This is a genomic window from Stenotrophomonas sp. 93052_Sma, from assembly GCF_056481145.1.
Map to the genome: position 1 here is coordinate 1,742,166 of NZ_CM151134.1, position 18,830 is coordinate 1,760,995.

12 protein-coding genes, 4 tRNA genes and 6 pseudogenes are annotated in these 18,830 nt (G+C 66.3%); 9 read left to right on the top strand and 13 right to left on the bottom strand.

The window, feature by feature from the left end; all coding sequences use genetic code 11:
* The first annotated feature begins 106 nt into the window (after window positions 1-106).
* Window positions 107-2,309 (top strand): annotated as a pseudogene (locus ACZK2V_RS08225) (TonB-dependent siderophore receptor).
* A 115-nt stretch (window positions 2,310-2,424) separates the two neighbouring features.
* On the opposite strand, the gene ACZK2V_RS08230 reads toward ACZK2V_RS08225, so the two are convergent.
* A complete protein-coding gene (locus ACZK2V_RS08230) occupies window positions 2,425-3,126 on the bottom strand; it encodes a pirin family protein (RefSeq protein WP_012510689.1) in 702 nt (233 codons plus the stop codon).
* 140 nt (window positions 3,127-3,266) lie between these two features.
* On the opposite strand from ACZK2V_RS08230, the pseudogene ACZK2V_RS08235 reads away from it, so the two are divergent.
* Window positions 3,267-4,184: pseudogene (locus ACZK2V_RS08235) on the top strand (LysR family transcriptional regulator); the annotation flags it as partial.
* A gap of 769 nt (window positions 4,185-4,953) precedes the next feature.
* On the opposite strand, the gene ACZK2V_RS08240 reads toward ACZK2V_RS08235, so the two are convergent.
* From ACZK2V_RS08240 to ACZK2V_RS08285, 10 genes and pseudogenes are all read right to left on the bottom strand, one after another.
* Window positions 4,954-5,030 (bottom strand) — tRNA-Arg (locus ACZK2V_RS08240).
* A gap of 32 nt (window positions 5,031-5,062) precedes the next feature.
* Window positions 5,063-5,139: transfer RNA gene (locus tag ACZK2V_RS08245), tRNA-Arg, on the bottom strand.
* A gap of 69 nt (window positions 5,140-5,208) precedes the next feature.
* A tRNA-Arg gene (locus tag ACZK2V_RS08250) sits at window positions 5,209-5,285 on the bottom strand.
* A complete protein-coding gene (locus ACZK2V_RS08255) occupies window positions 5,276-6,202 on the bottom strand; it encodes an alpha/beta hydrolase family protein (protein WP_329810790.1) in 927 nt (308 codons plus the stop codon). The genes ACZK2V_RS08250 and ACZK2V_RS08255 overlap by 10 nt, the downstream gene beginning before the upstream one ends.
* Window positions 6,199-7,006 (bottom strand): annotated as a pseudogene (gene thiD, locus ACZK2V_RS08260) (bifunctional hydroxymethylpyrimidine kinase/phosphomethylpyrimidine kinase). The gene ACZK2V_RS08255 and the pseudogene thiD overlap by 4 nt, the downstream one beginning before the upstream one ends.
* Before the next feature lie 64 nt (window positions 7,007-7,070).
* Complete coding sequence (locus ACZK2V_RS08265) at window positions 7,071-7,739, bottom strand: YoaK family protein (protein ID WP_049423501.1); 669 nt, start codon at window positions 7,737-7,739, stop codon at window positions 7,071-7,073.
* A 12-nt stretch (window positions 7,740-7,751) separates the two neighbouring features.
* Window positions 7,752-8,258, bottom strand: coding sequence for a hypothetical protein (locus ACZK2V_RS08270; protein WP_486323107.1), 507 nt, complete (start codon window positions 8,256-8,258; stop codon window positions 7,752-7,754).
* Entirely contained in the window at window positions 8,255-9,655 is a 1,401-nt protein-coding gene (locus ACZK2V_RS08275; RefSeq protein ID WP_010484287.1) for a PhoH family protein, read from the bottom strand. The genes ACZK2V_RS08270 and ACZK2V_RS08275 overlap by 4 nt, the downstream gene beginning before the upstream one ends.
* An 84-nt stretch (window positions 9,656-9,739) precedes the next feature.
* The gene (locus ACZK2V_RS08280; RefSeq protein WP_049423504.1) at window positions 9,740-10,219 is read right to left on the bottom strand and encodes a peroxiredoxin; all 480 of its coding nucleotides are present in this window, start codon (window positions 10,217-10,219) and stop codon (window positions 9,740-9,742) included.
* Between the two features lie 79 nt (window positions 10,220-10,298).
* A complete protein-coding gene (locus ACZK2V_RS08285) occupies window positions 10,299-10,859 on the bottom strand; it encodes a glycine cleavage system transcriptional repressor (protein WP_005409051.1) in 561 nt (186 codons plus the stop codon).
* 164 nt (window positions 10,860-11,023) lie between these two features.
* Here ACZK2V_RS08285 and dapA point away from each other — a divergent pair, with 164 nt between their 5' ends.
* Both dapA and ACZK2V_RS08295 read left to right on the top strand, forming a co-directional pair.
* Window positions 11,024-11,917, top strand: coding sequence for a 4-hydroxy-tetrahydrodipicolinate synthase (dapA, locus tag ACZK2V_RS08290; protein WP_049423505.1), 894 nt, complete (start codon window positions 11,024-11,026; stop codon window positions 11,915-11,917).
* A gap of 32 nt (window positions 11,918-11,949) precedes the next feature.
* Entirely contained in the window at window positions 11,950-12,465 is a 516-nt protein-coding gene (locus tag ACZK2V_RS08295; RefSeq protein WP_049410369.1) for a hypothetical protein, read from the top strand.
* A 223-nt stretch (window positions 12,466-12,688) separates the two neighbouring features.
* Here the strand turns inward: ACZK2V_RS08295 and fdxA are convergent, their stop codons facing one another.
* The gene (gene fdxA, locus ACZK2V_RS08300) at window positions 12,689-13,012 is read right to left on the bottom strand and encodes a ferredoxin FdxA (RefSeq protein ID WP_004153066.1); all 324 of its coding nucleotides are present in this window, start codon (window positions 13,010-13,012) and stop codon (window positions 12,689-12,691) included.
* A 191-nt stretch (window positions 13,013-13,203) separates the two neighbouring features.
* Between fdxA and ACZK2V_RS08305 the strand changes: the two genes are divergently transcribed.
* Window positions 13,204-14,628 carry a sugar porter family MFS transporter gene (locus tag ACZK2V_RS08305; RefSeq protein ID WP_049423506.1) on the top strand — a complete coding sequence of 475 codons (1,425 nt, stop codon included), beginning with the start codon at window positions 13,204-13,206 and terminating at the stop codon, window positions 14,626-14,628.
* Between the two features lie 527 nt (window positions 14,629-15,155).
* On the opposite strand, the gene ACZK2V_RS08310 is transcribed toward ACZK2V_RS08305, so the two are convergent.
* Window positions 15,156-15,230 (bottom strand) — tRNA-Glu (locus tag ACZK2V_RS08310).
* A 52-nt stretch (window positions 15,231-15,282) separates the two neighbouring features.
* Between ACZK2V_RS08310 and pcnB the strand changes: the two are divergent.
* The 4 genes and pseudogenes from pcnB (at window position 15,283) to panC (ending at window position 18,830) form a co-directional block, all read left to right on the top strand.
* Window positions 15,283-16,660, top strand: a pseudogene (gene pcnB / locus ACZK2V_RS08315) (polynucleotide adenylyltransferase PcnB).
* A 3-nt stretch (window positions 16,661-16,663) separates the two neighbouring features.
* Window positions 16,664-17,149, top strand: coding sequence for a 2-amino-4-hydroxy-6-hydroxymethyldihydropteridine diphosphokinase (gene folK / locus ACZK2V_RS08320; RefSeq protein ID WP_201118735.1), 486 nt, complete (start codon window positions 16,664-16,666; stop codon window positions 17,147-17,149).
* Window positions 17,150-17,183: 34 nt separating this feature from the next.
* Window positions 17,184-17,995 (top strand): annotated as a pseudogene (panB, locus tag ACZK2V_RS08325) (3-methyl-2-oxobutanoate hydroxymethyltransferase).
* Window positions 17,992-18,830 (top strand): annotated as a pseudogene (gene panC / locus ACZK2V_RS08330) (pantoate--beta-alanine ligase). Before panB ends, panC begins: the two co-directional pseudogenes overlap by 4 nt.

The window sequence follows — 18,830 nt, forward strand, 5'->3', positions numbered from 1 at the left end:
CCGGGGCGCAGGGGAGTACACTCCTGCGCCTGCGGCCATCCGGCCGCGTCCCCGTCTTCCCTCCAGCCGCCGCCAGAGGATCCCACCCGATCGTGGAGGTCCCGTCGTGCTGTCTGTGCCTGATGCCCGTATTCCGTCCCCCTTGCCGCGTCGCCGTGCGTTGCCGCAGGCGCTTGCCCAGGGCCTGCTGATCACTGCACTGGCCAGCAGCGGCATCGCAGCCGCGCAGTCCGCCGCCGAGCCGGACAAGGCCGCCGAGGCCCCGGCGTCGCAGACCCTGCAGACCGTGCAGGTCACCGCCAACCTGCTCGGCACCATCACCGAGGGCAGCGGCGCGTACACGCCGGGCACCATCGCCACCGCCACCCGCCTGGTGCTGACGCCACGGCAGACCCCGCAGACCATCAGCGTCATTACCCGCGCTCAGATGGACGACTTTGGCCTGAACGGCATCGATGACGTGATGCGGGTGACCCCGGGCATCAGCATCGTCACCTACGACAGCGAGCGCACCGAGTACTACGCACGTGGATTTGCCGTGCAGAACTTCCAGTACGACGGCATCCCGATGTCGCGTGACTCGGCCTATTCGGCGGGCAACACGCTCAGCGATACCGCGATCTATGACCGCATCGAAGTGCTCAAGGGCGCGACCGGCCTGCTGACCGGCATGGGCGATCCGGGCGCGACCATCAACCTGGTGCGCAAGAAGCCGGGCAAGGAGTTCGCCGGCAATGCCACGCTGGGTGTCGGCCGCTGGGATGACTATCGTGCCGAGATCGATGTTGGCGGCCCGTTGACCGCCGATGGACGCGTGCGCGGTCGTGCGGTGGGCGCCTGGCAGGACAAGCATTCCAATCTCGACTTCTACCAGCGCACCAGCAAGGTGGGCTACGCGGTGCTGGAAGCCGATCTGGGCGAGCGCACCCTGCTGACCGTGGGGGGCGATGCGATGGACAGCGACCCGAAGGGCTCGACCTGGGGTGGCATCCCGCTGCTGGACAGTGCCGGCAACTTCAATGACATGCCGCGTTCGTTCAACAACGGCACCCGCTGGAGTGGCTGGCGCCAGTATGTGCGCACCGGTTTTGCCACGCTCGAGCATACGTTCGCCAACGATTGGGTGGCCAAGCTGCAACTCAACCACCAGGTCAACGGCTATGACGCCGCACTGGCCGGCGCCGCCGCCGGCAATCCCGATCCGTTGACCGGCGAGGGCGTCAGCCTGTGGCTCGGCAAGTACGTTGGCAAGACCGTCAGCAATGCTGCCGACTTCTATGTGAGCGGTCATTTCGGCCTGTTCGGGCGGGAGCATGAGCTGGTGGTCGGTGGCAGCGCCTCGCGCAAGCGCTGGACCAATACCGGCTACGGCCCGCAGGCGGGGTTCCCGGATACCGTGCCGGACTACAGAACCTGGAATGGCGACATTCCCGAGCCGGAGTGGCAGCGCAGCTACAGCAACAACGAAGTGACGCGTGAGAACGGCCTGTATGTGGTCGGCCGTTTCGACGTGGCCGATCCACTGAAGGTGATCGTGGGCAGCCGCCTGGCCAGCTACCGCTCGCCGGACACGCGCGAAACCGGCGTGTTCGTACCGTATGCCGGCGTGGTCTACGACCTTGGCGAGCACTATTCGGTGTATGCCAGCTACAGCACCATCTTCAAACCGCATAGCGAACGCGACGAGCAGGGCAAGGCACTGGATCCGCTGGAAGGCCGCAGCTACGAGATGGGCCTGAAGGCCGAGTTCCTCGATGGGCGCTTCAACGCCAGTGCGGCGCTGTTCCAGCTCGACCAGGACAACTTCGCCCAGCCCACCGGCGGCAAGACGCCGGACGGGCAGGATGCGTATCGCGCCCTGATGGGCGTGCGTACCAAGGGCTACGAGCTGGAAATGTCGGGCCAGCTGGCCGAGGGCTGGCAGGTGCAGGGTGGGTTCTCGCACAAGATCGCCCGCCAGGCCGGTGCCAAGGTGACCACACTGGAGCCGGAAAACCAGTTCAGCCTGCACACCAGCTACCGCCTGCGCGGCGACTGGAAGGGGCTGACGCTGGGCGGTGGCGCGCTGGCAGGATTCCACTTTCGGCGAGATCACCAACCCGGCCACGCAGGCCAAGGTGGTGCATCGCACCCAACCCTACTGGCTGCTCGATGCAATGGCGCGCTATGAATTCAACGATCGCCTGTCGGCCACGCTCAACGTCAACAACCTGCTGGACAAGCGGTACTACACGATCTTCAGCTGGTACAGCACCTATACCTGGGGTGAGCCGCGCAACGTGCGCCTGGCGATGACGTACAAGTTCTGACGCCGGTGGTGCTGTAGAGCCGAGCCCGCGCTCGGCTGGCTGTCAAACCGCAGCCGAGCATGGCTCGGCTCTACAAATACGCCCGCGATGCTTTTCGGCATCGCGGGCGTTGTCGTTACAGCGGCAGGTCGAACACCAGCACTTCGGCGTCGTTGCCGTTCTCCAGGGTCAGCTGCGCTTCGTCGCTGACCTGCAGCGCATCACCGGCTTCCAGGGTGATGCCATTGACCTGCAGCTGGCCTCGGGCCACCTGCACATAGGCGCCACGACCGTTGCCGAGGGCGTGGTGCAGCTTCTGGCCGCCATCGAGGATGGTGGCGAAGATGCGGGCATCCTGGTGGATGCGCAGCGAACCGTCGGCACCGTCCGGCGAGGCGATCAGGCGCAGCTGGCCGCGCTTGGTTTCCGGGGCGAAGTGGGTCTCCTCGTAGGACGGGGTGATGTTCTCTGCGTCCGGGAAGATCCAGATCTGCAGGAAGTGCACGGTCTCGTCGGCGGAGTGATTGAACTCGCTGTGGCTGACACCGCTGCCGGCACTCATGCGCTGCACGTCGCCGTAACGCAGCACCGAACCGGTGCCCATCGAGTCCTTGTGCTCCAGCGCGCCGCCCAGCACATAGGAAACGATCTCCATGTTGCTGTGGCTGTGGGTGCCGAAGCCCTGGCCGCCGATCACCTTGTCTTCGTTGATCACCCGCAGCGGGCCGAAGCTGACGTAGCGGGGGTCGTAGTAGTTGGCGAAGGAGAAGGTATGGCGCGAGGACAGCCAGCCATGCTCGGCCAGGCCACGGGTAGCGCTCTTGCGGATCTGCAGCATGATGGAATCTCCTTGTTCGATGGTTTCGATGGGGCGGGGTGGGCCGATAGCCGCTATGTTTCCCCGTTGGAGAGAAGTATCCGCTTGCGCCCGGGGTTTGAAAAACGGATAGTTTTGACAGTCATCATCGAAAAATTCGAATGCTCAAACTCAGTCTCGATGCCCTGCAGATCCTGGACGCCATCGACCGCCGCGGCTCGTTCGCCGGCGCCGGCAAGGCTCTGCACAAAGTGCCTTCGACCATCTCCTACACCGTGGCCAAGCTGGAGGAGGACCTGGGCGTACAGCTGTTCGACCGGGTCGGCCCGCGCGCCGAGCCGACCGAGGCTGGCCGCGCGCTGCTGGACGAAGGCCGCCACCTGCTGCGCGCAGCCCGGGAGCTGGAACTGCGGGTGCGCCGGGTTGCGTCGGGCTGGGAGACCGAACTGACCCTGGCGGTGGACTCGGTGTTCCCGACCTGGCTGCTCGGCCCGGACATCGCCGCATTTCGTGAGGCCGAGGCACCGACCCGGCTGCGATTGATCGGCGAGGCCCTGTCCGGTACCTGGGAGGCCTTGCTGGACCGCCGTGCCGACGTGCTGGTTGGTGCGCCGGGCGAGGGTCCCAGCGGCGGCGGTTACGTGGTCGAGCCGCTGGGTACGGTGGAGTTCGTGTTCGCGGTCGCCCCCGGTCATCCGTTGGCCGCCGTGCCGGGTGTGCTCGGACGCGAACAGCTGGTCGAGCACTGCGCGATCGCGGTCTCCGATTCGGCGCGACGGCTGCTGCCGCGCACGGTCGGCCTGTTGATGGGGCAGGAGATGCTGACGGTGCCGGACATGGCCAGCAAGCTGAAGCTGCAGTGCGAAGGCGTGGGCTTCGGTTTCCTGCCCGAGCCCTGCGCGCGTGCGGCGGTGGCGCGTGGCCAGCTGGTGATCCGCGAGGTGGAGGAACACAAGCCGGAAGAGACCTTCTGGCTGGCCTGGCGCACCGGCGAGGATGGTGCCGCACTGCGCTGGTGGCGAGAGCGCCTGCGCAGGCCGGAGCTGCTGTCACAGTGGTGGCAGTCAATGGCCAGGGGTATAGGGGTACGGCAGGGCTGCGCCCTGCACCCGCTACGAGCTGGAGCAACAGCAACAGCAACAGCAACAGCAACAGCAGAAGCTGGTTTCCTGTGGGGAGGCGGGGTGGGTCCGGTTGCGGGGGACGCTGCAAGTCCCCCTCCGGGGCCCGGCCCAGCCGCTGGCGGCTGTGCGTTCGGGCGCTTGCGAAGCAATGCTTCGCAAGCAAAGCGCCCTCACCCATGTAAGCTCGGTCGCCGCTTGCTCGTGTGCGCAGTCCTGCGCACACGGCAAGACCGGGGTTGGGCGTCCTGCCCAACCCGCCCGAGGCATGCCTCGGGCCCATGCGGCTCACGCCCCCGCAACCGGACCCACCCCGCCTTCGACAGTTTTCCGCGATCTGTCGGAACGGCGTACTGCTCTGGTAGGTGTCGACCTTGGTCGACACGGTAGATCCACGCCATGCCTGGATGAATTCATTCGATATCTGACAGATGTGTCGACCAAGGTCGACACCTACCAACAGCCGCGTGAACCTGTCGAAGGTGGGGCGGTGTCGGAGTGTGGGGTGTCAGCCGCATGGATGCGGCTGCCAAGCCTACAGGGACGTACTTGCGGCGTCCCCGCACTCCGACACCGCCCCGCCAACCCACGGAATGCCAGCTTTTGCTTTTGCTTTTGCTGTTGAGGTTGCCGGCCAGCGGCCGGCACTACCAGGGGTGCAGGGCGCAGCCCTGCCGAAAAACACACATAAAAAAACAGCAGGCCGAGGCCTGCTGTTTCGGTGTAATGGTGCGCCCGGAGAGATTCGAACTCCCGACCGCCTGGTTCGTAGCCAGGTACTCTATCCAACTGAGCTACGGGCGCCAATTACATAAACTTGTTGTGCTGACTGTGTATGGTGCGCCCGGAGAGATTCGAACTCCCGACCGCCTGGTTCGTAGCCAGGTACTCTATCCAACTGAGCTACGGGCGCGCGGTACACAATCAACTTACTGCTTAATTTTACTGCATTTCCAGCGGCGGATGCTGAAAACCTGTCGAGTGGTGCGCCCGGAGAGATTCGAACTCCCGACCGCCTGGTTCGTAGCCAGGTACTCTATCCAACTGAGCTACGGGCGCCCTGCGACAGGAGCGGAATTATGCGGATGTCGGCGCGTACCGTCAACAGTTTTGTGAAAATTTTCATCCAACTGAATGAAAAAGCTGTCAGCTACGGCCTCCGGCGCCCTCAGCCACGCGAAATGATCGGCGCGCGTGCCCAATTCCTGCGCGGACAGCACGCGCAGCTGCGCGTCCACATTCGGCAGCTTCGCCAGCAGCGTCTGCATCGATCCGGTCGGTGCCAACCAGTCGTGCTCCATCAATACGGCCTGTGCGCTGCCATGCACGCGCGCCATCTGCGCATCGAGGTCTTCGTTCATGCCGGCCGCGGCGTAGTGGTTGTTCAGGCCAACGCGCGCCCAGTCGGCGATCAGCCCGCGCGCTTCGGTGCCACCGAAGCCGAGGCGCCGACCATGCAGCACGCCCTGGCGTTGCGCGATCCACGGCAGGAAACGATAGACCAGTGGCAGCAGCCAGCCACGCGGTGGTGGGAAGCCGCGCCAGAACGGTGAGCCGCTGGCGGCCAGCCACAGCCGGTTGAAGTGCTGCGGGTTGCGGCCGGCATGCACGCAGGCCAGCTGCCCGCCCAGACTGTGTCCACCGATGATCCAGGGCAGGGCGTCGGCGGCGTCATCGGCTGCGGCCAGGACGGCCTGGCTGGCCGGCAGATCCTGTTCGAGTACCTCGCGATAGCCCCAGTCCTGCGTGCGCGACGGGCGGAGTGAGCTGCTGCCGTTGCCGCGCCACTCATGCAGGTAGACCGCCACGCCCTTCGCCGCCAGCGCCAATGCCAGTGGCAGGTAGTGACGCGCGGCCACGCCCAGCGCTGGCAGCCACAGCAGGCGCGCGATGGGCTGTGCAGGCACGCAGGCGATCACTTCGTAGCGATGGCCGTCGTCGCACTGCACGGCGAGGACGCTCGACGTCAGGCTCATGCGTGCGGTGCCGCGCCGAAGTGATCGAGTACCAGCACCTCGCTGCGACCAGGCGCGTAGCCCTGCTGCAGGCCGCGCGCAACGTAGTCGATGCCGGCTTCGCAGGCATTGGCCAGGCTCAGGCCATTGCACAGCTGCGCGGCGATGGCCGAGGCCAGCGTGCAGCCTGTGCCATGTGCGTCCAGCGGCAGGCGGGCGTGGATGAATTCTTCGCTGCTGACGCCGTCGAAGTAGCGATCGATCACGCGGTTGCCTTCCTGCAGGTGGCCGCCTTTCAGCAGCACCGCACCGGCACCGAGCTCGAGCAGGGCAGAGGCAGCCTGTTCGGCGTCATCGCCGTTGCCGATCTTCCGGCCGATCAGGAGTTCTGCTTCCGGGGTATTGGGCGTAACCAGCGTCGCCAACGGCAGCAGGCGTTCGCGCATGGCCTTGAGCGCACTTTCCTCCAGCAGGCGCGCCGCTGGTGGCGACCATCACCGGGTCCAGCACCACGTGCGGCGGGTGATGCTTTTCCAGTGCGTCGGCGACGGCATGGATCACCTCGGCGTTGGCCAGCATGCCGAGTTTCACGGCATGGATGTCGAAGTCATCGAAGCAGGCCTCGATCTGCGCCTGCAGGAATGCGATCGGTGGCACATGCACGGCGGTGACGCCACGGGTGTTCTGTGCAGTCAGCGCGGCGAACACGGCCAGGCCATGCACGCGGTGCGCGGCGAAGGCCTTGAGATCGGCAGGGACACCGGCGCCACCGCCGGAGTCGGAGCCGGCGATGGTGAGGGCGGAAACGGGAGTGGTCGGGCTCATCAGTTGATTGTGCCGTGGTCCAGCTGGGGAAGGTAGATCCACGCCATGCGTGGATGTCCTTGATTCAATGCCGCCAACTCGCCCACTGCTGGTACACCACATAACCCAGCCCGGTCAGGCCGGTCAGCAGGGCGGGGGCGAGCAGGGCGTCGTATTGCCAGCGCATGAACAACCAGGCGCCGATGATGCCGCCGCCGAGGAAGCCGCTGATGATCAGGCCGCTGAGGGTCAGCCGTCGAACCTGCAGCGGCAGTCCACGCAGCAGGTGGCCCAGGCCGATGCCGAGGTCGGTGAACATGCCGCTGAGGTGGGTGGTGCGCACCACCGCGCCACTGAAGGTGGTGGCCATCGCGTTCTGCAGGCCGCAGGCCATGGCGGCGGCCAGTGCACCCCAGATCTGATGCTGTTCGAACAGCGGAATGGCCACCAGCAGCAGTGCCGATTCCAGCGCCAGCGCGACACCGTAGCGGCGGCCCAGCTGCAATGCGCTGTCCTGGATCAGCAGGCCGCTGAGCATCGCGCCCAGCGAGAACGCGATCAACAGTCCCCATAGATGGCCGACTGCGCGCCAGTCGCCCTGGGCCAGCGCCATGCCGAGCTGGCTGGTGCTGCCGGTCATGTGGCTGACCGCCTGGTGCTCGAAACCGAGGAAGCCGACCACGTTGACCATCCCGGCCACGCACGAGAGCGCGACCGCGCCGATCCAGACCCAGGTGGGCAGGCGTATTCCCATCGGCGGGGCCCCTCAGGGCCCGCCGAAGCCGCCGTTGAACTGCAGCTCGCTGAAGGTGTTACTGGCCGGGTCGAATACCGCGCCCCAGAACTGCGTGCCGCCGTCACAGACGCGGATCGCTTCCCGTGCCGGGTTGATGCCGCTGTCGTCGGGCAGATGGAAGGCGTTGATGTAGATCAGACGCTTGCCGGCGCTTTCGATGCCGACGTACTGGCGGTCGAAGTCCAGCACCTTCGGTACCTGTGATTCCAGCGACGACAGCTGCGCTTCCAGCTGGTCGATCTGCTGCCGGCTGGGCGCCCAGTAACCACTGACCCGCTCGGCCTCGCGGCCGGGACTGGGGCGCGAGCAGGTATCGAGCACCTGCGCGGCGATGATCGGGCGGGTGACCACCCAGGATTGGCCGGTACGCTCGGCGGTCGGCACGCTGGCCGGGCCGCGCGTGGTGGTGCAGGCACCCAGGACGGCTGCGAGGGCGATCGCAGCCGTGGGCAGCAGCAGGCGGGTGCAGCGGTTCACAACACCTCCGAAGCGTAATCGGCCAGGCGTGAGCGTTCGCCTCGGCGCAGGGTGATGTGCGCACTATGCGGCCAGTTTTTGAAGCGATCCACCGCGTAGGTCAGGCCCGAGGTGGTCTCGGTCAGGTACGGGGTGTCGATCTGCTCGACGTTGCCCAGGCAGACGATCTTGGTACCGGGGCCGGCGCGGGTGATCAGCGTCTTCATCTGCTTGGGGGTGAGGTTCTGCGCCTCGTCCAGGATCAGGTAGCGCGACAGGAAGGTGCGGCCGCGCATGAAGTTCATCGAGCGGATCTTGATGCGGCTGGCGAGCAGGTCGTTGGTCGCCTGGCGTCCCCAGGTGCCGCCTTCCTGGTTGTGCGTGAGCACTTCCAGGTTGTCGGTCAGTGCACCCATCCACGGCGTCATCTTCTCTTCCTCGGTGCCGGGCAGGAAGCCGATGTCCTCGCCGACGCTGACCGTGGCGCGGGTCATGATGATCTCGCGGTAGCGCTGCTGGTCCATCGTCTGCGCCAGGCCGGCGGCCAGCGCCAGCAGGGTCTTGCCGGTGCCGGCGGTACCCAGCAGCGTGACGAAGTCGATCTCCGGATCCATCAGTGCGTTGAGCGCGAAGTTCTGCTCGCGGTTGCGTGCGCTGATGCCCCACACGGCGTGGCTGCCGTGGCGGAAATCATCGACCAGTGACAGCACCACCTTGCCGTCGCCGACCACGCGGCTGACGCGCAGCTCGACTTCATCTTCGCCAGGCAGGTAGACGTACTGGTTCGGGTACCACTCCTCGCCATCCTGCGCCAGGATTTCGTAATGCGTGCGGCCCTTGTCGCTCCAGCTGCGCAGGTCATCCCCGTGGCGCTTCCAGAAGTCTTCCGGCAGCTCGGTGGCGCCGGTGTAGAGCAGGCTGAAATCGTCCAGCGCGCGGTCGTTCTCGTAGTCCTCGGACACGATGCCGGCGATCGCGGCCTTGATCCGCAGGTTGATGTCCTTGGAGACGAACACCACCGGCAGGTCCGGGGTTTCTTCCTTCAGTGCCAGGATCGCGCCGAGGATGGCGTTGTCCGGGATGACCTTGCCGAAGCTCTTGCCGGCGTCGAAATGGCTGGTCTGGAAGCGCAGCTTGCCGGCGCTCTGCTTGCCGCGCAGCTGCAGGCCATTGGGACGCTGCAGTGGAATGCCGTCGGCCAGGTTGTCCAGGCCGGATTCCTGCACCAGCTCGTTGAGGAAGCGGCTCACCTGGCGGGCGTTGCGGCTCGCTTCGGAGGTGCCCTTCTTGCCGTTGTCCAGCTCCTCGATCACCTGCATGGGCAGGTAGACGTCGTGCTCCTCGAATTTGAACAGCGCGGTCGGATCGTGCATCAGCACGTTGGTATCCAGCACGTAGATGCGCTTGCCTCGGGTCATCGTCGATTCCTGGTTACGGACAGGGAAAAACCACCACGGCCTGCTGCGGGGCAGGGTGATGGCAGACACAGTAGGCAGTGGGACTCACTTGGACTGGGAGGCCTTCAGTTCGGCGAGAACGGCATCGGCATGGCCGGCAACCTTGACCTTGCGCCAGGACTGCACGATGCGGCTGTCGGGGGAAATCAGGAAGGTGCTGCGTTCGATGCCACGTACCTGCTTGCCGTACATGTTCTTCATCTTGATCACGTCGAAGGCGCTGCACAGCGCTTCGTCGCCATCGCTGACCAACGGGAAGTTGAAGCCCTGCTTGGCACAGAAGTTGTCGTGCGACTTCACCGAGTCGCGCGAGACACCGAGTACCTCCGCGCCTGCCTTCTTGAATTTCGGCAGCAGTGCGTTGAAGTCGATGCCTTCGGTGGTGCAGCCGGGGGTGCTGTCCTTGGGATAGAAGTACAGCACCAGCCAGTGGCCGGCGTAGTCGCCGAGAGTGGCCTGTTCGCCACCGGACAGCGCCAGCGGTAGGGAGAGGGTGGTGCTGTCCAGGGTATCGCCGTTGTTCATGAGGTCCTTCTGTCGAGCCTGGGTTCTTTCTACGACAATTGCATGAAACGCCACGCGCCCGTGAGAGGCGCGCGAAGAATCAGAATTTCATCGGGTCCATGATCGCGTCCAGGTTCAGGTGGTCGCAGAATTCAAGGAAATCGTCGCGCAGCGCGGCGATGTGCATGTTGGCCGGCACGCCGATGGTGACCTGCGCGCTGAACATCTCCGCACCGGTCTGCATGGCGCGGTAGCGCGTGCTCTGCAGGTTCTCGATGGTGATGCCCTGGCGGTCGAAGAAATCGGCCAGCTGGAACAGGATGCCCGGCTTGTCGGCGGCGATCACTTCGACGATGTACGGCAGCAGGTTGGACTGCGCCTGCTTGGCGGCAGTGCGGTACCAGACCAGCTTCAGGCCCTCTTCGCGCTCCAGCCGGGTCAGCATCGCTTCCAGCTTGGCCACCGAGTCCCAGGAGCCGGTGGCCAGGGCGGTGACCGAGACATCGCGGCCGACCGTGGCCAGGCGTGCGTCCACCAGATTGCAGCCGCTGTCGGCAATGCGGCGGGTGACGGACAGCAGGGGGGACTCCGGATGCGTCGTGTAGGCGTTGATCAGGAGGTGGTTTTCGCTCGGCGCGGGGCGCGGGGTGGTGTCGGTCAAGGCGATTCCGGGTAATGCATGCGTTAGTCTGAATGCCCGCCAGAGGCGGGGATCCACCGGTGTCCAGCATACTTGCCCGTGCTTTCGCGCCGCAAGTAACATTCAGGTCGCCCCCGGCCTTTCGTGGCGGGCGTTTTCCCTTTCCAGCCAAGAGCAGCACGTCATTGTCCCTTTCCGGCCTCATCACCGCGCTGGCGACCCCGTTCCGGGCCGACGGCGCCCTCGATCCCGACGGTTGGCAGCGCCTGCTGCACCTGCAACTGGAAGGTGGCGTCCATGGCGTTGTCGTAGCCGGCTCGACCGGTGAAGCAGCGACCCTCACCGATGCCGAGTACGACCTGCTGCTGGCCAGCGCGGTCGAACGCATCGGCGGCCGCATCCCGGTCATGGCCGGTACCGGCCTGTCGGGCACCGCCAAGACCATCGAACAGACCCGCCGTGCCGCCGCGCTTGGCGCCAGCCACGCGCTGGTGGTCACCCCGCCGTACGTGCGGCCGACCCAGGCTGGCCTGATCGCCCACTACCGCGCGGTTGCCGACCAGGGCGGGCTACCGGTCGTGTTGTACAACGTGCCCGGCCGTACCGGGTGCGACATGCAGCCGGAGACCGTGGCCGAACTGGCCAGCCATCCCAACATCGTCGGCATCAAGGAGGCGGTGGGTGACACCGGCCGGGTGCAGGCGCTGCTCGCCCTGCGCAGCCCGCAGTTTGCCGTGTTCAGTGGCGACGACGGTACGGCCGCGCGCTCGATCCAGGCCGGTATCGATGGCCTGATCTCGGTCGGCTCCAACGTGCTGCCCGGCGCCTACCGCCGGATGTGCGAGCTGGCTGCCGCCCACGACCACGAAGCCACCGGGTCCTGGGATGCGCGCCTGCAGCCGTTCCATGATTTCTGCGGCGTTGAGCCGAACCCGATTCCGGTCAAGGCGCTGCTGCGCCGTATCGGCATCGGTCACGACCTGCGCCTGCCGCTGCTGCCGCTGTCGGTGGCGCACCATCCGGCGGCCGATCATCTTGCCGGCGACATCGCCGCCCTCGAAGCCCTTTCCAGCCACTGACCTTCCGTCTTGGTCTGACCCAGGAGATTCACATGCGTCAATCCGTATCCACCGTCCGCGTTCTGTCCTACGCCCTGCTTGCGGTGGCCGTTGCCGCCGGCACCACCGGCTGCTTCAAGCGTGGCGTCAAGGGCGACTACGCCCTGGCCCCGGAAATGCGTCCGCTGGAAGTGCCGCCGGACCTGAACCTGCCGACCACCACCGGTGACAACAAGGTGCCGACGCTGGCATCGGCGACCAAGCCGGCGGCCCCGGTGGCTGCGGCCCCGGCCGTGGGCAACACCGGTTTCACCATCGCCGGTGGCAAGGACGAGGCTTTCGCCAAGGTCGGCACCGCGCTGGAAGGCGTGGAAGGCGTGACCATCGCCAGCCGCGCGCAGCTGCTGGGCTCGTATGACGTGGCCTACGAAGGGAGCAACTTCCTCGTCCGCGTGGTCGCCGTCGATGCCGGCGCCTACATCTCCGCGGTCGACCCGCGTGGCCTGCCGGCCACTGCAGAAGCGCCGGTGAAGCTGATCGCCGCGCTCAAGGCAAAGCTGGCCCAGTAAGGGCCGGTCGGGTGGGTGCGGGCCCAGGTCCGCACGTGCCCGGGTAGAGGCCGACCTTGGTCGGCGCTTCTGTGCCAACCAAGGTTGGCACCTACCGGATCCTGCGGTTGGCAGCTACCGGATCTTGCGGTTGGCACCTATCGGATCGCGCGGATGCTATCTGCCGACGAGCAACGAAAAAGGGCGCCATAGGCGCCCTTTTCGTTGCCGCAAGGGGCGCTTCTCAGCGCTCCAGCAGCTTCAGCTTGTCCGGCTTGCCGTCCCATTCGCCGGCGTCGGCGGGCGGGTCCTTGCGCACGGTCAGCACCGGCCACTCCTTCGCCAGCTCGGCGTTGAGGGCGACGAAGCTTTCCTGGCCGGCAGGAACATCGTCTTCCGGGAAGATCGCGTTGACCGGGCATTCCGGTTCGCAGAGGGTGCAGTCGATGCACTCATCCGGGTCGATCACCAGGAAGTTCGGGCCTTCGTGGAAGCAATCCACGGGGCATACTTCCACGCAATCGGTGTGTTTGCACTTGATGCAGTTTTCGGTGACGACAAAGGGCATGGGCTGGGGGTGGATCGATTCCTGAACCCGCCAATTCTAGAACAGGTTGGGCCCCGGTGTCGGCGCGGGGCGGAAAACGGGCGTCTGGCAGGCTCGGCTGCGCCCCCGTTGGCGACAGGGCGGGGCCTGTGCGACGCTGCGGGCGCCCGGTCGCCGCAGGTGGCCGCTTTCCCTTCCCAGCAGGATCGTCCATGACCCAAGCCCAGCCCGGCACCGCCTCCCAGGGCGGCGAGAACACTGCGTTCATCGTCCTCATCAGCTGTGTGGCCACCCTCGGTGGATTCCTGTTCGGTTTCGATAGTGGTGTCATCAACGGTACGGTCGACGGCCTGCGCCAGGCCTTCAATTCCAGCGAAGCGGCGCTCGGTTTCGAAGTCGCCTCGATGCTGCTGGGCTGTGCGATCGGCGCGTTCCTGGCCGGTTGGCTGGGTGACCGGCTGGGCCGCCGTGGCGTGCTGATCGTGTCGGCACTGCTGTTCCTGGTGTCGGCGCTGGGTGCCGGCGCCGCCCATGCCTCCTGGTTGTTCATCGTCGCGCGCGTGCTGGGTGGCTTTGCGGTGGGTGCGGCCAGCGTGATGTCGCCGGCCTACATTGCCGAAGTCGCCTCGTCACGCTATCGGGGACGGCTGGCCACGGTGCAGCAGATGGCCATCATCTGTGGCCTGTTCGCTGCCTTCCTCAGCAACTACCTGCTGGCACGTGCCGCCGGTGCGTCCACCGAGCCGCTATGGCTGGGCCAGGAGGCCTGGCGCTGGATGTTCTGGATGCAGGCACTGCCGTCGGGGCTGTTCCTGCTGTTGTTGCTGGTGATCCCGGAAAGCCCGCGCTTTCTGGTCCTGAAGGGGCGTCAGCAGCAGGCGAGGGCGGTACTGTCGCGGCTGTACGGCGAGGCGGCCGCGGCGACCAAGCAGGCCGAGATCGAAGCCAGCCTGGCCCAGGATCAGCACAAGCCGCGCTTCAGCGACCTGCGCGATACGGTCACCGGCAAGCTGCGCCCGATCCTCTGGGTAGGCATTGGCCTGGCCATGTTCCAGCAGCTGGTCGGCATCAACGTGGTGTTCTATTACGGCGCGGTGCTGTGGCAGGCGGTGGGCTTCTCGGAAAGCGACGCGCTGCTGATCAACGTGCTGTCCGGCGCGCTGAGCATCGGCGCCTGCCTGCTGACGGTGCTGTTGATCGACCGCATCGGGCGCAAGCCGCTGCTGTGGATCGGCTCGGTTGGCATGTCGGTGGCGCTGGTGCTGATGGTGGTGGCATTTGCCAGCGGCAGCCTGGTCGATGGTCGCCTGCAGCTGTCCGATGGCATGGGCCGGCTGGCGCTGGTTGCGGCCAACGTCTATGTGGTGTTCTTCAACATGTCCTGGGGCCCGGTGATGTGGGTGATGCTGGGCGAGATGTTCCCCAACCAGATCCGCGGCCCGGCGTTGGCCGTTGCCGGTGCGGCGCAGTGGACGTCGAATTTCGCGATCACCGTGACCTTCCCGATGCTGCTGGCCGGCATCGGCCTGGCCGGCGCCTATGGCATCTACGCGGTCGCCGCGATCCTCTCGATCGTTTTCGTGGTCCGCTACGTACGCGAGACCAAGGGCAAGGAGCTGGAGCAGATGGAAGGCTGACGCTACCCGGCTTCGGTTGCATCCTGTTGGCGCCTGGTTGTCCCGAGTTTGAGGGGGCAGGCCGCCCTCTCCAGGACACGCAAAAGCCCATCCATGGTGCTCGATGGCGCCATCCATGGCGCCAACGGTCCTGGAGAGGGCGGCCTGCCCCCTCCTGACAGTTTCATGGTGCGTGCGGACGCGGTGAAGCGCTGGTCGGTTGTTGCCGGGGGTCGCGGGAAACCGTCCAGAGCCGGTGGGGTCACCCAGGGCCGGACCGTTGGCGCCATGGGTTGGGCGCATGCACCCGACGGGTTGGGCAGGAGCCCAACCCCGGTCTTGCCGTGTGCGCAGGACAGCGCACGCGAGCAAGGCGCCATCGAGCCCCCATGGATGGGTTCACGGCGTGTCCTGCCCTGGGTGACCCCACCGGCTCAAGCCGATTGCAGGGAGACGCCAATGCGACCAAGTCGACCGACGCCATCACAACCCCGGAAAACAGAAAAGCCCGCACAAAGGCGGGCTTTTTCGGTTCCTGCTGCGGCGACTGGCGCTCCCTAGGGGACTCGAACCCCTGTTTTAGCCTTGAGAGGGCCACGTCCTAACCACTAGACGAAGGGAGCGTAACTGTGTCGCTGCCGAGGCAGGAGCGCTAGTATATGCACCTCGATGCCATTGGGCAATCCCGAAACTTCAACCGGAAGCGCCAACATCATTTCCTCTGCTACATCACCGTTCAGCCTGCGCGTCATCCCGCGCGACCAGCACACGATCTCCCGCAAGGACATCAGCCCGAACGCCCTGCGCGTGCTTTATCGCCTGCGCGATGCCGGCTTCGGCGCCTACCTTGTCGGCGGCGCGGTGCGCGATCTGCTGGTCAATGGCCAACCCAAGGATTTCGACGTGGCCACCGACGCCACGCCCGAACAGGTCAAGCAGCTGTTCCGCAACTGCCGCCTGATCGGTCGCCGGTTCCGCCTCGCCCACGTCGTGTTCGGCCGCGAGATCATCGAAGTCGCCACCTTCCGTGCCAACAGCGATGACGGCAGCGGCGACCGCGAGATGGAAAACGGCATGCTCGTGCGCGACAACGTGTACGGCACCATCGAAGACGACGCCATCCGCCGCGACTTCACCTGCAACGCCCTGTACTACGCCATCGAGGACTTCTCGGTGCGTGATTACACCGGCGGCTTCGAGGATGTCCAGGCGCGCCTGATGAAGCTGATCGGCGACCCCGAGCAGCGTTATCGCGAAGATCCGGTGCGCATGCTGCGTGCGGTGCGCCTGGCGGCCAAACTCGGCTTCCAGATCGAGGAGGGCACCGCCGCGCCGATCCCGCACCTGGCGGGCCTGCTCAACGAAGCCGCACCGGCGCGCCTGTTCGAAGAAGTGCTCAAGCTGTTCCTGTCCGGGCACGGCGTGGCCAGCTTCGAAGGCCTCGAACGTTACGGCCTGCTGGACGTGCTGTTCCCGGAGAGCGCCAAGGCGCTGAAGTCCAACCGCACCGGCGCTGCGCCGCATGCTGGTGGAGGGCCTGGCCAACACCGATGCACGCGTGGCCAACGATGAACCAGTCTCGCCCGCGTTCCTGTTTGCGCTGCTGCTGTGGCCGGCGTTCTGCCGCGCCCAGGCAACCCTGCTCAAGCAGGGCGTGGCACCGGAAGAGGCGCAGCGCCGTGCGGCCGACCGCGTCACGGTGCAGCAGCTGAGCACCATCGCGCTGCCGCGCCGCTTCTCGCTGCCGATGCAGGAAATCTGGCTGCTGCAGTCGCGCTTCAGCTCGCGCCAGCGCAAGCGCGTGTTCCGTACCCTGACCCATCCGCGCTTCCGCGCTGCGTTCGACTTCCTCAGCCTGCGCCAGGTGGCCTCGGCCGAGCACGCCGCCGATGTCGAGTTCTGGCGTGAGGCGCAGGCGCAGTCCGGTCGCGAGCTGGAATCGTCGCTGGACGTGATGCACAGCGAAGAGGGGGATGACGAGAGCGGGGCACCGCGCAAGCGCCGCCGTCGCCGCCGTCGTCCGGGTGCCCCGGCCGGTGCGGCTGGCGAGTAAACGATGACCCTTGCCTGGATCGGCCTCGGCGCCAACCTTGGCGACGCGGCCGTCACCGTCGGCGCGGCGATTGCCGCGCTCGACGGCCTGCCTGCTACACGCCTGCGCCAAGCCTCAAGGCTGTACGCCACGCCGGCCTGGGGCAATGAAGACCAGCCGCCGTTCGTCAACGCGGTGGCTGCGGTCGAGACCACGCTGCCCGCCGATACGCTGCTGCAGGCGATGCTGGCGCTGGAGCAGCGTTTTGGTCGCGTACGCGATCCGGCGGTGCACTGGGGCCCGCGCGCGCTGGACCTGGACCTGCTGCTGTATGGCGCGCAGGTGCTCGACCAGCCTGGTCTGCAAGTGCCGCATCCTTACCTGCACGAGCGTGCCTTCGTGTTGGTGCCGCTGGCCGAAATCGCGCCGGATCTGGCCATTCCCGGCCATGGCCGCGTGCGGGATGCAGTGATGCGGGTGGATGCCTGCGGGATTGCGCCGATAGGGTGATAATGCCCGGGTTATCTCCCCCGGTTATCAGCACATGAGCACCCACGCAGACAGCAAGCCCTGGACCGTTCCCGCCCTGGCCGAGGCCAAGCGCAATGGCCAGAAGCTGGTCATGTTGACCGCCTACGACGCCGGCTTCGCCCGCACTTTCGATGCCAACGGCGTCGACCTGATCCTGATCGGCGATTCGCTGGGCATGGTCGTGCAGGGCCATGATTCGACCTTGCCGGTGACCGTGGCCGACATGGTCTACCACACCCGCGCCGTGGCCCGCGTGCTGCAGCGTGCGTTGCTGGTGGCCGACCTGCCGTTTGGCGCCGATGCCACCCCGGAGCGCTGGATGCCTCGTTGCAGCTGCTGCAGGCCGGCGCCGAGATGGTCAAGATCGAAGGTGCCGGCTTCAAGGTCGACATCATCCGCTACCTGGTGGAGCGCGAGATTCCGGTCTGCGCGCATCTGGGCCTGACCCCGCAGTCGGTGCTGCGACTGGGCGGCTTCAAGATCCAGGGTCGTGGCGATGCCGCGCGCCAGCTGGTGGAAGATGCCAAGGCTGTGGCCGCTGCCGGCGCCAGCATCATGGTGCTCGAATGCGTGCCGACTCCGGTCGCCGCCGAAGTGACCGCTGCGGTGGATGTGCCGACCATCGGCATTGGCGCAGGCCCGCAGTGCGATGGCCAGGTGCTGGTGCTGCATGATTTCCTCGGCCTGGACAGTGGTCATCGCCGTCCCAAGTTCGTCAAGGATTTCCTTGCAGAAGGCGGTTCGGTGGCCGGTGCCACCCGCGCCTATGCCGACGCCGTGCGCGACGGCAGCTTCCCCGACGAACAGCACGCCTACGCCCAATGATCCAGACCTTCAACGAGCTCGGCGCACTGCGCGGGCAGATCGCCCAGTGGAAGCGCGAGGGCCTGCGGGTGGCGCTGGTGCCGACCATGGGCAACCTGCATGGAGGTCACCATTCGCTGGTGACCCTGGCCCGTCAGTACGCCGACAAGGTGGTGGCGAGCATCTTCGTCAACCCGACCCAGTTCGGGCCGAACGAGGATTTCAGCCGCTACCCGCGCACGCCCGAGGCCGATGTGGCCGGGCTGGAGCAGGCCGGCTGCGATGCGGTGTGGCTGCCCAGCGTCGAGGTGATGTACCCGCTGGGGGTGGACAAGACCACGCGCATGCACGCGCCGGGCGTGAGTGAAGTGCTGGAAGGCGCCAGCCGTCCGGGGCACTTCGATGGCGTGTGCACGGTGGTGGCGCGCCTGTTCCTGCAGGTGCAGCCGGATGTGGCCGTGTTCGGCCGCAAGGATTACCAGCAGCTGGCGGTCATCCGCCAGATGGTGGCCGAGCTGTCGTTCCCGATCCAGATCGTCGGTGCGGACATCGTGCGCGACGAGGATGGCCTGGCCAAGAGTTCGCGCAACCAGTACCTGAGCGCCGAACAGCGCCCGGTCGCGACCAGCATCCACCGCACCCTGCTGGGCATGCGCGAGGGTTACGTGGCTGGCCAGTCGCGCCGCAGATCGAGGCCGACGCAACGGCCGCGCTGCAGGCGGATGGTTTCCAGGTCGACTACGCCGTGTTGCGCACGCCGGAACTGGCCGAGCCGACCTTCGACGGCGGTGGCCGCGTGGCGCTGATCGCCGCACGCCTGGGCAGCACGCGCTTGATCGACAACCTGGAGTTCTGA